The sequence below is a fragment of the Halorientalis sp. LT38 genome (assembly GCF_037031225.1).
Lineage (GTDB): Archaea > Halobacteriota > Halobacteria > Halobacteriales > Haloarculaceae > Halorientalis > Halorientalis halophila.
Window position 1 is genome coordinate 484,125 of record NZ_JAYEZN010000001.1, and the last position, 13,236, is coordinate 497,360.

The window sequence follows — 13,236 nt, forward strand, 5'->3', positions numbered from 1 at the left end:
GTCAGTCCCCTTCCTCTGCTTCCGCGCCGGCTTTGGTCACGAACTGCCCGAAGTCGATCTCCGCATCGTCCTCCTCCTCGTCCTCGTCGGGGACGATGTCCTCGTCGGGTTCGATGCCCGACAGCGCCTTCACGATCTGGGGCGTCTCCATGCTCTTGTAGCGGTCGAACAGGGGTTTGGCGTTGTCGAGGATCTCGTTCGTGTCCTCGAGCATCGGATCCGACGCCTCCGGCCGCGGGACCATCTCCTCCTTTTTGGGGTCGATGTTGATCTTGACCGACTCCATCTCGCGGAGGTCCTCGAGGCTCTGTTCGAGCCCGTCGTGGGCGATCAGCGTCAGGATCGTGTCCGGATCGTTGATGAAGGCCTGGATCGTCGCCGCCACCTGCTGGTAGGTGTTGATGTTGTTGTTGATGAGGTAGGCCAGGACGACCTTCCGCTTGAACAGCTCCTCGTCGAGTTTCTCCTGGTCCCACCCGCGGTCGAACTTGATCTCCTCCAGGGTGTTGGACTGGCCCATCTGGATGAACGTGTCCGTCTCGGCCTGCCACTGGTAGACGTCCCTGACGTTGATCTCGTCGTTCTCCGCGGAGTACTCGTTGATCTCGGTCAGCGTCTTGTTCCGGCGGACCTTCCGCCCGCCCGTCCGGGTCTGGGTCTGGATCGAGACCAGGTCCAGCGCGGTAAAGAGCGTCTTCGAGACGTTGATCGGCTCGGTCGTGAACCGCTTGATGACCTCGCCCACCGAGTCGGCGTGGAACGTGGTGTAGGTGGTGTGACCCGTCGACATGACCTGGAAGAGGGTCCGACCTTCCTCGCCACGGATCTCACCCATCACGATGTAGTCGGGACGCTGACGCAGTGCGGCCTCCAGCAGGTCGAACTCGTCCACGTCGCCCGTGTCGTCCTCGCCGAAGGAGGGCCGGGTGACGCTCGCGACCCAGTTCCGCTGGGGGAGTTCGACCTCGCGCGTGTCCTCGATGGAGACGATCTTCGCGCTCGAGGGGATGAAGAGTGATACTGCGTTCAGGCTGGTCGTCTTCCCGGACGCCGTACCGCCCGCGAAGATGAGGCTCTTGTTGTTCTCGATGCAGAGCCAGAGGAAGGCCATCTCGTCGAGGCTGAAGGTGTTCCAGTTGATGAGGTCGATCGGGGTGAAGGGGACGTCCTTGAACTGACGGATGGTGTAGTTGGTCCCGTGATCTGAGACTTCCCGGCCCAGGGTGAGCTGGGCACGGGAGCCGTCCGGCAACGTGGCGTCGACCTGAGGCTGGCGTTTGGAGATGCCCTTCCCCGACCGCTGGGCGAGCTTGACCACGAAGTCGTCGAGTTCGCTCTCGCCGTGTTCGATGTTCGAGATGATCTGCTCGTAGTCGGTGTGGTAAACGAACACCCGCGAGTTGTACCCGTCACAGGAGATGTCCTCCACGTTGATGTCGTGTTTGACTGGGTCGATCCGCGCGTACCCGATGAAGTTGCGTTTCAGGACGTACAGCAGCTTCTCGACCTGGTACTCGCTGAGCGTGTCCGGGTCCTCTTCGAGGATGGCCGGTTCGGGGCGGGCCGGGATGCCCGTGAGATCGCCCTCCGGTGTGTCGGGCAACTCGACGTCCATGCCCATCATCTGCTTGAACTTGCCCATCGTCCCGACGTCCGGCTGGACCGACACCCCCTTCTCCAGCAGATCGTACCGTTCGAGCAGGCGCTGGGACTCGCGCTGGATGACCTCCGCGCGGTCCTCCTCGCTGCCCTCGACGACGACGTCGTCCTCCGAGTACTTGATCGCCGTCCGGAGCTTGCCGGCGAGGAAGTCCTGTAGTTCCCGCTCGATCGGGTTGAGATGGGGCTCGATGACGTAGTATTTCTTCTCGTTTTCCTTCTTCGAGTGGAAGATGACGACGCAGGCGTAGGGTTTGTTGACCCAGTAGCGTTCGAGTTCCTCGAAGTGACTCTTCTTGGAGAGCGGCACGGATTTCTCGAGGTCGTAGCGGTTGACGACCGTCGTCTTGCCGTCGGCCGTAGAGAAGAAGTGGTCCTCGTCGAGGTCCTCGTTGACGCTGACGGTCCGGTCTTCGACGACCTCGTTCAGTTCCGAGGCCAGCCCCTCGCCGAAACTCAGCACGCCCGCCATCTCCTCGGGATCGAAGCCGAGCGCGTCGCTCGCGTCGAACTCCTTTTTCTCGCCGTCGCTCGTCGTCGGCGGCGTCCCGTCGGTGTAGTAGTACTCCTGCTTGTAGTGTTCCCACTTGTAGTGGTCCTTGACGACGGGTATCCGTTCGGGGTTGAGGAACTGCTCGAACGGTTCGTGAATCCCCTTGGCGCTGCTCGCGCCCTGGATCAGCCGGTCCTCCATCTTCCGGGGATCGAACCCGAGGAACTCCGTCCGGTCGAACGGCCCGCCGGTGTGGAACTCGCGCCGGAAGTCCTCCCAGGTGTACTCTCCGACGGAGGCCCGCTCGACCCGGGCGAGTACCTCCTCCGCATCCGCGCTCTCATCGGCACCGTCGACGCCGTCGGCGTCGCCCCCCTCTATGTCATCGGTTGCCATTGCGTCTCACTGTGCTGTTAGGAGGGAAAAAAGTTTATGTCGACATTACCAGCCGTAAGCCGTCGTTAGGATCGCCCTAACTGGCCCGATAGCGCCTGTAAGGCTACCTGCGCCTTTCTTCCGTTCGGCCGGTCGGGATTCCGGATTCGGGGTGTGGCGCGCCCGACGGCGAATTCGACTCGAACGTCGGTGAGAACCCCACCCCAGCGGCGCGTCTAGCTGATGAACGACTCGATGCGGTTCATCGCCGTCTTCAGGTCCTCTAGGCCCGTTGCGTACGACACCCGGAGGTGGCCCTCGCCGCCTGCGCCGAAGACGTCGCCCGGGACGACCGCGACGCGCTCCTCCTGGAGCAGGTTCTCGGCGAACGCCTCGCTGTCCCCGGTCGGACACTTCGGGAAGGCGTAGAACGCGCCCGCGGCCTCGAAGCAGTCGATGCCCATCTCGGCGAACCGGGAGAGGACGAAGTTCCGACGGCGGTCGTACTGCTCGCGCATGTCGGCGACGTCGTCGTCGCAGTTCGCGAGGGCGTCGAGAGCCGCGTGCTGGGCGGTCGTCGGCGCCGACAGCATCGTGTACTGGTGGACGCGGTTCATGCCCGCGATGGCCTCGGCCGGGCCCATCGCGTAGCCCAGTCGCAGTCCCGTCATCGCGTATGCCTTCGAGAACCCGTTGAACACGACCGTGCGCTCGCGCATCTCCGGCAGCGTCGCGATCGAGGTGTGCTCGTGCTCGTAGGTCAGCGCCGCGTAGATCTCGTCGGCCAGCACGAGCAGGTCGTTCTCGCGACAGAACGCCGCCACGTCCGCGAGTTCCTCGCCGGTCATCGTCGCCCCGGTCGGATTGTTGGGGTAACAGTATATCAGCGCGTCCGCCTCGTCCGCACCGGCGTCTTCCAGGACCTCGCGGGTGAGTTTGAACTCGTCCTCGGCCCGGGTCGGCACCGGCAGCGGCTCCCCGCCGGCGAAGAGCACGCCGGGGACGTACGAGACGTAGCTCGGCTGGGCGACCGCGACGGTGTCACCGGGGTCGACCAGCGCGCGCAGGGCCAGGTCGATCCCCTCGCTCGCGCCGGTAGTGACGATGATCTCCTCGTCGGGGTCGTAGTCCAGGCCGTAGGCGTCGTGCTGGTGACGGGCGATGGCCTCCCGGAGTTCCTTCTTCCCGCGGTTCGCGGTGTAGGAGGTCTCGCCTCGTTCCAGCGAGGCGATGGCGGCGTCGCGCGCGCTCCAGGGGGCCGAGAAGTCCGGTTCGCCGACGCCCAGCGAGATGATGTCGTCCATCTCCTCGGCGAGTTCGAAAAACCGCCGGATGCCCGAGGGCGGCACGCCGTCGACGCGGTCTGAGACCTCCATGGTCACGGTGAGATCGAGAGGCGGTCGTCGTCGTCGCCGTCGCCGAAGACGATGCCCCGTTCCTTGTAGGACTCCATGACGTAGTGGGTCACCGTCTGGGTGATCTCGGGGACGGGCGCGACCTTCTCGCTGATGAACCGCGAGACCTCGCTCATGGAGTCGCCCTCGACCTCCATGTCGAAGTCGTAGTCGCCGCTCACCAGCCGCAGGCCCTCGACTTCCGGGAACTTCGCCAGCCGCTCCGCGATGTCGGCGTAACTGGTCTCGCGGTCCAGGGTGACGTTGAGTTCGACCAGCGCGCGGACGCGTTCCTCGTCGAGTTCGCCGTAGTCCAGCACGGCCTGGTACCCCGCGACGACGCCGTCGTCCTCTAGCTCCGCGATGACTCGCTCGACCTCCTCGGGGTCGAGGTCGGTCTGGCGCGCCATGTCCGCCGCGGAGTAGCGCGCGTTCTCCCGGAGCAAGGCCAGTATCTCGGCGCGACTGCTCATACCTATCACCGTTCGAGGGCGGACTAAAGACTTGCTATACGGCGGGTCGGCTCGGGGCTCGACGGGCGGCACCGCCCTCAACTCGCCGTGGAAAGCCGTTGCTAGCTTTAAGTCGAGATCGAATCTAGACACACCCGTCCAATGGAGAGCGACTCGCAAGCGGGGGCCGGCTGGGAGTTCGTCGCCGAACACGAATCGGTCGCGACCATCATCGACACGCTGCTCGACCTCGATCCGGGGACGTCCTACACCCGCTCGGAACTGGCCGCGGAGACGGGGATCGCGCTCAAGACCCTCCACCTCATGGACGACGTGGACGGCGTCGTCGAGCTGGGACTGCTGGAGCGCCACGACCCGGAGGGCGAGGAGGTCTACTACACCGTCAACGCCGACAGCGACGTGCTGGGCGCGGCCCGCGAGTTCGACCGCGCGGTCGCCCAGCAGCGTTAATCCGTCTCGCGATCGCGAAGGTCCGTCCGCCGGATCTTCCCGGTCGTCGTCTGTGGCAGTTCCGCGACGAACTCGATCTCACGGGGATACTCGTATTCGGCCAGCCGATCGCGGACCAGGTCGCGGATCTCCCCGCGCAGTCGATCCGACTCCTCGACCCCGGCGCCCGGCTCGACGAACGCCTTGATGATCTCGCCCCGCGTGTCGTCGGGGACGCCGACGACGCCCGCCTGGGCCACGTCGTCGTGTTCGAGGATCGCCTCCTCGACCTCCATCGGCCCGACGCGGTAACCCGCCGTGATGATCACGTCGTCCTTGCGCGATTTGAACCAGATGTACCCCTCGGCGTCGCGCTCGGCCAGATCGCCCGTCAGGAACCACTCGCCCACCTGCTTTCCGGCCGTCTTCTCCGGCAGCCCCAGGTACTCGTCGAAGAAGACGGACCGATCGTGGGGCCGAACCGCGATCTCGCCGGTCTCGCCCCGGTCGAGGCGTTCGACCTCGTCGGCCGCGGCGGCCTCGGGGTCGAGGATCGCCACGTCGTAGCCCGGGAGCGGCTTGCCCATGCTCCCCGGCTTCGTCTCGAACCAGCCGGAGGAGTTGGCGACGACGAGGTTGAGTTCGGTCTGGCCGTAGTACTCGTTGACCGGCACGCCGTCGAGTTCACCGTCGGCCCACTCGAGGATCTCTGGCGTCAGCGGCTCGCCCGCCGCCGCGATGGTCTCGAGGGAGAGGTCGTATCGCTCGGCCGGTTCCTCGACGTCCATCAGGAGCCGCAGCGCCGTCGGCGGCATGAACGACTGGGTCACGTCGAACCGCTCCAGCAGTTCGAAGGCGGCCTCGGGGTCGAACTTCTCTCGCGGGTGGGCGACCATCGTCCCGCCGTGGTGCCAGGTGGCGAACAGGGTCCCGCCGAGCGCCGAACCCCAGGCCCAGTCCGAGGGGGTCCAGACCGTCGCGTCCGGCCCCAGCCCGCGGTCGAAGTAGTTGTACGAGGCGGCCGCGCGACCCAGCCAGAGCGCGTGGGAGTGGAGCACCCCCTTCGGCGGCCCGGTCGAGCCGCTCGTGTAGAGGATCGCGCTCTCCGTGTCCGGCGTGGCGTCGTAGGAGTCGACCGACGTTCCAGGGTCGGCCAGCACGTCGGCGAACCCGAGTGCGTCGCCCGCGGGGGCTTCCGTCTCGATCTCGATCACGTGTTCCAGGCCGGGACAGTCCGCGGCGGCCTCGTCGACTTCGTCGCGGACTGCGGGATCGACGACGACCGCTGTCGCGTCGGCGTCGTTCAATCTGTACTGCAGCGCGTCGGGCCCGTAGAGGATCGAGAGGGGGACCGACAGCGCCCCGAGTTTCCAGTTCGCCAGGTGCGTGATCGGGTTCTGAGGCTTCTGTGGGACGACGACCCCCACGCGGTCGGCGGGGCCGACCCCCAGGTCCGCCAGCCCCGCAGCCAGCCGATCCGAGCGCTCGTCCAGGTCGCGGTACGAATACGACTCGCGCGGGCCGTCGCGCGGGAGATACTCGAGCGCCGTGCGGTCGGTGTCCGCGTGTTTCCGCAGGAAGTCGAGGGCCGGGTTGAACGACTCGGGCAGGTCCCACGCGAACGCCGCGCGGGCGGCCTTGTGAGTGTCGTAGTCCGGCATCACCGTCCAGGGCATGTCCGAACCGTCACCGCGGTGCCGGTTTCCCCTTTCGGTTGCTGCAAAGGCGGCCGTCGTCGCCGCGCTACCCGGACCCCGGGATGATCGCGTCGACGGGTCGGATGGCAGTGGCCTTCACGTCGACGCCGGGACTGTAGTGGACCAGGGGGTCGCCTGCCGGGTCGTCGAACCCGTTGACCGCGAACAGGTCGTTCTCCCTGATTTCCAGTTCAGCCGTCTGCAACGGCCACGGCGGGTGTGAGACGGGGCCGACGTAGACGCGACCCGCGTCGGTGGCAACGTAGAACCGGTAGCGCTCCGCGAGGAAGCCCTCGAGCGATGCGGGTTCCGGTTCCGACGCAGGCCCGATCGGTCGGTAGGTCCCGTCGAAGCCGGCCGGCGGGGCTCCCGAGTGAATCCGCGCGCTCCGGAGCCGGAACCCGTCGTCGGTCTCCGTGAGCGACTGCTGCGCGCGGTAGTAGGGCAACCTGAACAGGCGCCGGGCCAGGGCGACGCCCAGCCGATCGTCGGCGTCGAGGTTGAAGAAGTAGATCCCGGGCCCGTCCGGCCCCTCGACGTAGGTCCGGAGGTTCAACTCGGGGAAGGTTCTGCCGAACGGAACGCCGCGGGGCCGGATCGACGCCATTCGGAAGCCGACGACGCCGAGATAGGCGTCGCCGTCGTACGTGTCCGCCGACAGGCCGGCGGGGAGTTGCGCCTCGACCACGGACGGTTCGACGGCCCAGTGGGCGAAGAGCACGTCCTCCCAGCGCATCCGCAGCAACGACGGCGCGTTCATATTCGAGAGAAGGGACGCCGGGGATTTCGATTTATCGCCGCTCGTCGACGACTGGACCCTTTTTGTCGTCTACGGTCCAATCACCGCACGCCATGGTCGCACTCGATTCCGAAGACGACGCCATCCAGCGCGGCGAACCCGCACCCGACTTCGAACTCCCGGCCGCGAGCGGCGGCACCCGCTCGCTGTCGGATTTCGCCGACAGGGACGCGCTGCTGGTCGTGTTCACCTGCAATCACTGCCCCTACGCGCAGGCGAAGTTCGAGGAACTGAACCACATCGCCGGCGAGTACGACACGGTCGGCGTCGTCGGGATCAACCCCAACGACGCCGCGGAGTACCCCGACGATTCCTTCGAGCGAATGCAGGAACTCGTCGAGGACGGGACGATCAAGTACGACGCCTACCTGCGCGACGAGGACCAGTCGGTCGCCCGCGAGTACGGCGCCGTCTGCACCCCCGATCCGTTCCTCTTCGCCAACGACGGCGGCGAGTTCGACCTCGTCTACCACGGCCGCATCGACGACGCCCTGAACCCCGACGAGAAGGCGAAAAAGCGGGAGATGCGCGACATCATCGACCGGCTGCTGGCCGGCGAGTTGATCGACGACGAGTTCAGACCCTCCCGGGGCTGTTCGATCAAGTGGACGGACGAGTGAGACCGACGCAGTCGGTGTACTGGACGTGAGACGAAGCGCGGCCGCAACGAATTCGATCGGTCGCGGGTGTGACGCGAGCGTCACACCCGGTCGGTGCCGCCGTCATTCGGTCGCCGGGGCGGTACCGGTCACGGCGGGCCCGTCCCCCGGGACTGCGACGAGCCGGTAGACGCCGTAGAGCCCCCAGACCAGCAGTCCGAGGACGACCAGCGTCGCGCGTAGCTTCGGCGGGACGGTCGGCGCCGCGATCAGTTCGCCGGCCTCGGTCGTCACCGCGACCGGGCTCGGGTGGCCGACGAACGTCTCGACCAGCCCGAGCACGACCGTGCCGAGCGCGATCAGCGCCGCACCGACGTACATCGCCGCTCTGTCCATCGCGGACGTGGTGGGTGTGTCTGTCATGGTCTCTCGCCTCCGTTAGCCGAGCAGGTACTTCAGCCGCGGGTGGTTCTGGACCAGCTCCCACTGTTCGACGTACCGGTCCAGGCCGGCGATCCGGCCAGCGCCGAGGACCAGCACCGTCCCGAACAGGAGCAGGCCCATGAGGTCGCCGTTGACGAACCCGTGGGCGAAGCCGGCGTTCCCCAGGTAGAAGAACGCCATCAGGACGGCGCCCCAGAAGGCCGCGAACCTGACCAGCAGGCCCAGCATGAGCGCCAGGCCGATCATGGTCTCGCCGAAGGGGATCATGAAGTTCACGAACCACGGGGCGTTGTTCCCGAACCAGACGGTGACGGGGGCGATGACGGTGCCCTGTGTCGCGCCGGTCAGCCAGCCCGTCGCCGTGAACGGGTCGGCGCCAGTCCAGAGGTTCGCGTACTTGGTGATCCCCGCGTGGAAGAACCACCAGCCGGTCACGAGTCGCAACAGTGCGACCCAGTAGCCGGCCCACGACCCCGAGAGGTCGAGCGACACGGCGTCGCCGAGTGCGTTCCGGGTGTCGACGGTTGTTGCCATTGTTTTTGCACCTCTACACGTGTATCTCGGTCGTATCGGCACATCAACTGCCACGCACGTTTTCAGGTCCTGGGAACTCCTCGAGACGTGACTGTAGCCTCCTCGCGATAGCCGTTCCTTTCCCGAACCCGTTCGGGGAACCGCCGAGTCCAGCGAGGACGCGAGGGCGGTTCCCGCGGCCGCCGACCAAAGCGTTTAGTCGCCGCCCCGACCAGTCCCGGGAGTGAAACGATCGCTGGGGCTGCTCTCGCTGGTCGCCGCCGTGGGTTGCGGCGTGGCCGCCGGCGTGGTCGGGGAACTGGGGCTGGGGAGCGTCGAGGGGCTCGCAGTGGCGCTCGTCGCAGTGAAGGTCCTGTCGGCACTGGCGGTCGCGCTGGCGGGCCTCGGGTTCTACCTGCTTTTCGCTGGCTGGGTCGCGACCGTCGGGGCGAGCAAGCGCCGCCACCACGACGTGCGCGGCGTGCTCAGGCTGGCCTTCGGCGTCGGGACGGTGGTGGCGGTCCTCGGCGTCGTCACCGAGCAGTGGGTCGGCCTGCTCTTCTCGCTGGGGATCGTCGGGTTCGCGGTCACCTTCGCGCTCCAGCAGCCCCTCTTTTCGCTGCTGGGCTGGATGTACATCATGCTCAAACGGCCCTACCAGGTCGGCGACCGGGTCGCCATCGAGGGGTCGAAAGGCGACGTGGTCGAGGTCTCCTTCCTCGTGACGACGCTGTGGGAGATCAACGGCGAACTGGTCTCCTCGAATCAGCCCTCCGGCCGGATCATCACCATGCCCAACAGCGTGGTGCTGTCCTCGCACGTCAAGAACTTCACCCGGGAGGAGTTCCCCTACGTCTGGAACGAACTGACCATCCAGGTCGCCTACGAGACGGACCTCGAATTCGCCCGGGAGACCATGGCCGGCGTCGCCGACGACCTCCTCGGCGACCAGATGGCCGCCCGGATCAACACGTACCGGGAGCGACTCGACGAGACGCCCGTGGAACTGGAAGTGCAGGACCGACCATCGGTCAACCTCGTCCAGCAGGAGTCCTGGGTGGAGTTACGGCTGCGCTACCTCGTCGATCCCCGGAAGGGCCAGCGGACGAAGAATCGGCTCTACGAACGGATCCTCGCCGAGTTCAACGAGCATCCCGACCGGATCGCCTTCCCGGTGAGCCGGAATCGGTAGCCACACTCGCCCGGGCACGACGGGGAAGACCGGCGTTTTTTGCGCGCGCCGGGAGTACGGCCACCGATGGCTGCAGAGATCCTCCCGGCCGCGAACGCAGCGTTCGCCAGCGCGATCGGTCCGGACCCCGACGACGTGATCGAGGCGATGGACGAGCGGGCCGACACCGATGGGTTCCCGACCGTCGGGCCGGCCGTCGGCGGCTGGCTCCAGTGGCTCGCCCGGACGATCGAGGCCCGCCGGGTCTTCGAGTTCGGGTCGGGCTTTGGCTACTCGGCGTACTGGTTCGCGCGGGCGCTCCCCGACGACGGCGAGATCGTCCTCACGGAGGTCGACGAGGGCGAACTCGATCTGGCGCGCGAGTACATGAAACGGGGTGGCTTCGACGACCTGGCGCGGTACGAACTCGGCGACGCGATCGAAACGGTGGCGGAGTACGACGGCCCCTTCGACGCCGTCCTCATCGACAACGAGAAGGCTCGCTACCGTGAGGCCTTCGAGGCCGTTCGGTCGAAGGTCCCCGAGGGCGGCCTCGTGATCGCGGACAACGCGATGACCGCGGGACCGATGGACTTCGACGCGCTCTCGGCGCTCGTCGAGGGGGAGGATCCCGGCGAGGTGGACGAACACACCGCGGGGGTCGCGGACTATCTGGATCGCGTGGGGAGCGACCCGGACTTCGAGACCGTGCTGTTGCCGCTCGGGGAGGGGGTCGCCCTGAGCCACCGCGTCGCGTGAACGTTACAGCATTTGATACTGGCTGGGCATCAGTTATATACGGCCCACCGGAAGGTTCCGGTACTCCGGGGCCCTACATGAGCGAGTTGATGATCGACATTCGGAAGCTGAGTATTTTCAACAAGATGGCCAAAGAGGGTGGGAACACGGTCGCGGACCACATGAGCCAGATGACCGGGATGAACACGCAGATGGAGATCACGAAGATCAACTTCATCGACATCCCGGACATCATGACACACGTCGGGGACGACGAACAGATCGGCATCTACATCGAGATGCTGGAACCGCCCCACGGGCACGTCCTCTTTCTGTTCAACGCCGACAGCGCCAAGCGCCTGGCCGCCGGGATGCTCGGCGAGATGGGCGGGACCGACCCCGAGGCGAATGGGTTCACCGAGATGGAGAAGAGCGCGATCCAGGAGATCGGCAACATCATGACCAGCGGGTTCATCGACGGCTGGGCGAACGTCCTCGAGACGACCATCGACATGTCGACGCCCAACTTCACCTTCGGGCCCGGCAGCGGCACCGTCGACGAGATCATCGGCGACCGCGACACCGACATGGCGCTCATGTTCGACTCCCACGTCCACGCCCAGGACGAGGACATCGACGTCACGGTGTACACCTTCCCCGAACTCGAGGAGCTCGTGGGACTGATGCAGCGACTCGAAGTATAACTTGCTTGACCGCGGCACGTCACATCCGAGGGGAACTATCATATGAGGTGCGCCGTTGGTATTGGGTATGCCAGGCGGTACTGACCAGACCCTGCGACCGTTCCTGTGGCGCGCGGAGAACATGTACGCCGACACGGAGATCGTCTCCCGTACTCACGACGGCATCGAACGCTACACTTACGAGGAGTACGGTGAGCGAACCGCCCAACTCGCCCACGCCCTCACCGGCGCCGGTATCGACGAGGGCGACCGGGTCGCCACGTTCTGCTGGAACCACCACCGCCACTTCGAGACCTACTTCGCGGTCCCGACGGTGGGCGCGCAACTGCACACGATCAACCCGCTGCTGCCCGACGAACACATCCAGTTCATCGTCGAGAACGCGAGCGATAAGGTAATCTTCGTCGACCCGTCGCTGGCGGAGAAACTCGCCGGCGCGTACGACCCCGACTCCTTCGAGAGCGTCGACCAGTTCGTGATCATGGGCGACGCCGTCCCCGACCTGCCCTACGACGCGGTCGACTACGAGTCGTTCATCGACGGGGAGGAGACCGACTACGACTGGCCGGTCGTCGGCGAGGACCAGCCGGCCGGGATGTGTTACACCTCGGGCACCACGGGCAAGCCCAAGGGCGTCGAGTACACCCAGAAGATGCTCTGGAGCCACACGATGGCGACCATGACGCCCCAGGGCCTGGGCATCGAAGACGACGACGTGGTGATGCCGGTCGTTCCGATGTTCCACGTCAACGCCTGGGGAATGCCGTTCTCGACGACCGCCGCGGGCGCGAAACACGTCTACCCTGGCCCATCGCCCGAACCCGCCGACATCGCCCAGTTGATCGAAGAGGAGGGCGTCACCATCACCGCGGGCGTCCCGACCGTGTGGCTCGGCCTCCAGGAGTACATGCAGGCCGGCAACGAGGTCGACCTCTCGGAACTCGAGACCGTGATCATCGGCGGCTCCGCCGCCCCGAAGGCCATGATCGAGTGGTTCGACCAGTACGACGTCTCGGTCACCCACGCGTGGGGCATGACGGAGATGTCGCCCATCGGCTCGGTCGCCCACCTCAAGTCCGGGCTGGCCGAGGACCTCTCCTACGACGAGCAACTCGACCGCCGCGCCAAGCAGGGCCTGATCGTCCCCGGCCTCGAGTTCAAGGTCATCGACGACGACGGGAACGAGGTCCCCTGGAACGGCGAGGACTTCGGCGAACTGTACGTCCGCGGCCCCTGGGTCACCCAGGAGTACTTCAAGAGACCCGAGGCCAACGAGACCGACTTCGAGGGCAACTGGCTGAAGACCGGTGACGTGGTCACCGTCGACGAGGACGGCTACCTCCAGATCGTCGACCGCGCGAAGGACGTGATCAAGTCGGGCGGGGAGTGGATCTCCTCGGTCGAACTCGAGAACGCCATCATGGCCCACGACGACGTGGCCGAGGCCGCCGTGGTCGGCGTCCCCCACGAGCGCTGGCAGGAGCGACCCGTCGCCTTCATCGTCCCGACGGAGGGCACAGATCCGGACGTCCTCGCCGACGAGTTGCGCGAGATGATCTCCGCGGACTACCCCAAGTGGTGGCTCCCGGACGACTTCATCCAGATCGACGAAGTGCCAAAGACCGCCACCGGGAAGTTCTCGAAGAAGGACCTCCGCGAGGAGTACGCCGACGAGAACCTGGTCGAGGGCCAGGTGCCCGAGGACGCCGCGCCCGAGAGCGAATAGACCGGGCGCCCGCATCGCGACG

General features: G+C 66.3%; 13 protein-coding genes. 6 read left to right on the forward strand and 7 right to left on the reverse strand.

Annotation, left to right across the window (positions count from 1 at the left end; translation table 11 throughout):
• Position 1 precedes the first annotated feature (1 nt).
• The 3 genes from U5918_RS02590 to U5918_RS02600 all read right to left on the reverse strand — a co-directional run bounded on the left by U5918_RS02590 (position 2) and on the right by U5918_RS02600 (position 4,394).
• Positions 2-2,548, reverse strand: coding sequence for a type II/IV secretion system ATPase subunit (locus U5918_RS02590; protein ID WP_335999252.1), 2,547 nt, complete (start codon positions 2,546-2,548; stop codon positions 2-4).
• A gap of 215 nt (positions 2,549-2,763) precedes the next feature.
• On the reverse strand, positions 2,764-3,909 hold the full coding sequence (locus U5918_RS02595) for a pyridoxal phosphate-dependent aminotransferase (RefSeq protein ID WP_335999254.1): 1,146 nt from the start codon (positions 3,907-3,909) through the stop codon (positions 2,764-2,766).
• Positions 3,906-4,394: an Lrp/AsnC family transcriptional regulator gene (locus tag U5918_RS02600; protein WP_335999256.1), complete on the reverse strand. Its 489-nt coding sequence runs from the start codon at positions 4,392-4,394 to the stop codon at positions 3,906-3,908. The genes U5918_RS02595 and U5918_RS02600 overlap by 4 nt, the downstream gene beginning before the upstream one ends.
• Before the next feature lie 141 nt (positions 4,395-4,535).
• Here U5918_RS02600 and U5918_RS02605 point away from each other — a divergent pair, with 141 nt between their 5' ends.
• Positions 4,536-4,844, forward strand: coding sequence for a hypothetical protein (locus U5918_RS02605; protein ID WP_335999258.1), 309 nt, complete (start codon positions 4,536-4,538; stop codon positions 4,842-4,844).
• On the opposite strand, the gene U5918_RS02610 is transcribed toward U5918_RS02605, so the two are convergent.
• Both U5918_RS02610 and U5918_RS02615 read right to left on the reverse strand, forming a co-directional pair.
• Complete coding sequence (locus tag U5918_RS02610; protein ID WP_335999260.1) at positions 4,841-6,499, reverse strand: acyl-CoA synthetase; 1,659 nt, start codon at positions 6,497-6,499, stop codon at positions 4,841-4,843. The genes U5918_RS02605 and U5918_RS02610 overlap by 4 nt on opposite strands.
• Positions 6,500-6,566: 67 nt before the next feature.
• Positions 6,567-7,280 (reverse strand): YqjF family protein, encoded by a 714-nt coding sequence (locus U5918_RS02615; RefSeq protein WP_335999262.1) that lies wholly within the window; start codon positions 7,278-7,280, stop codon positions 6,567-6,569.
• Positions 7,281-7,372: 92 nt separating this feature from the next.
• Between U5918_RS02615 and U5918_RS02620 the strand changes: the two genes are divergently transcribed.
• The gene (locus tag U5918_RS02620) at positions 7,373-7,939 is read left to right on the forward strand and encodes a thioredoxin family protein (protein ID WP_335999263.1); all 567 of its coding nucleotides are present in this window, start codon (positions 7,373-7,375) and stop codon (positions 7,937-7,939) included.
• Positions 7,940-8,041: 102 nt separating this feature from the next.
• On the opposite strand, the gene U5918_RS02625 is transcribed toward U5918_RS02620, so the two are convergent.
• The gene (locus U5918_RS02625) at positions 8,042-8,341 is read right to left on the reverse strand and encodes a hypothetical protein (protein WP_335999265.1); all 300 of its coding nucleotides are present in this window, start codon (positions 8,339-8,341) and stop codon (positions 8,042-8,044) included.
• A gap of 15 nt (positions 8,342-8,356) precedes the next feature.
• On the reverse strand, positions 8,357-8,896 hold the full coding sequence (locus U5918_RS02630; RefSeq protein WP_335999267.1) for a DoxX family protein: 540 nt from the start codon (positions 8,894-8,896) through the stop codon (positions 8,357-8,359).
• Between the two features lie 223 nt (positions 8,897-9,119).
• Between U5918_RS02630 and U5918_RS02635 the strand changes: the two genes are divergently transcribed.
• From U5918_RS02635 to U5918_RS02650, 4 genes are all read left to right on the forward strand, one after another.
• A complete protein-coding gene (locus U5918_RS02635) occupies positions 9,120-10,067 on the forward strand; it encodes a mechanosensitive ion channel family protein (RefSeq protein WP_335999269.1) in 948 nt (315 codons plus the stop codon).
• A 66-nt stretch (positions 10,068-10,133) separates the two neighbouring features.
• Complete coding sequence (locus tag U5918_RS02640) at positions 10,134-10,805, forward strand: O-methyltransferase (RefSeq protein WP_335999270.1); 672 nt, start codon at positions 10,134-10,136, stop codon at positions 10,803-10,805.
• Positions 10,806-10,894: 89 nt separating this feature from the next.
• Positions 10,895-11,488 (forward strand): chemotaxis protein CheC, encoded by a 594-nt coding sequence (locus tag U5918_RS02645; RefSeq protein ID WP_336003273.1) that lies wholly within the window; start codon positions 10,895-10,897, stop codon positions 11,486-11,488.
• A gap of 67 nt (positions 11,489-11,555) precedes the next feature.
• Positions 11,556-13,214: a long-chain fatty acid--CoA ligase gene (locus U5918_RS02650; RefSeq protein ID WP_335999271.1), complete on the forward strand. Its 1,659-nt coding sequence runs from the start codon at positions 11,556-11,558 to the stop codon at positions 13,212-13,214.
• Positions 13,215-13,236: the final 22 nt, after the last annotated feature.

What these genes read in the sequence shown, in the direction of transcription:
- U5918_RS02605 (WP_335999258.1), top strand. Translation starts at nt 4,536, where the DNA reads ATGGAGAGCGACTCGCAAGCGGGGGCCGGCTGGGAGTTCGTCGCCGAA.
- U5918_RS02645 (WP_336003273.1), top strand. Translation starts at nt 10,895, where the DNA reads ATGATCGACATTCGGAAGCTGAGTATTTTCAACAAGATGGCCAAAGAG.
- U5918_RS02625 (WP_335999265.1), bottom strand. Translation starts at nt 8,341, where the DNA reads ATGACAGACACACCCACCACGTCCGCGATGGACAGAGCGGCGATGTAC.
- U5918_RS02640 (WP_335999270.1), top strand. Translation starts at nt 10,134, where the DNA reads ATGGCTGCAGAGATCCTCCCGGCCGCGAACGCAGCGTTCGCCAGCGCG.
- U5918_RS02650 (WP_335999271.1), top strand. Translation starts at nt 11,556, where the DNA reads ATGCCAGGCGGTACTGACCAGACCCTGCGACCGTTCCTGTGGCGCGCG.
- U5918_RS02620 (WP_335999263.1), top strand. Translation starts at nt 7,373, where the DNA reads ATGGTCGCACTCGATTCCGAAGACGACGCCATCCAGCGCGGCGAACCC.
- U5918_RS02630 (WP_335999267.1), bottom strand. Translation starts at nt 8,896, where the DNA reads ATGGCAACAACCGTCGACACCCGGAACGCACTCGGCGACGCCGTGTCG.
- U5918_RS02615 (WP_335999262.1), bottom strand. Translation starts at nt 7,280, where the DNA reads ATGAACGCGCCGTCGTTGCTGCGGATGCGCTGGGAGGACGTGCTCTTC.
- U5918_RS02590 (WP_335999252.1), bottom strand. Translation starts at nt 2,548, where the DNA reads ATGGCAACCGATGACATAGAGGGGGGCGACGCCGACGGCGTCGACGGT.
- U5918_RS02600 (WP_335999256.1), bottom strand. Translation starts at nt 4,394, where the DNA reads ATGAGCAGTCGCGCCGAGATACTGGCCTTGCTCCGGGAGAACGCGCGC.
- U5918_RS02610 (WP_335999260.1), bottom strand. Translation starts at nt 6,499, where the DNA reads ATGCCCTGGACGGTGATGCCGGACTACGACACTCACAAGGCCGCCCGC.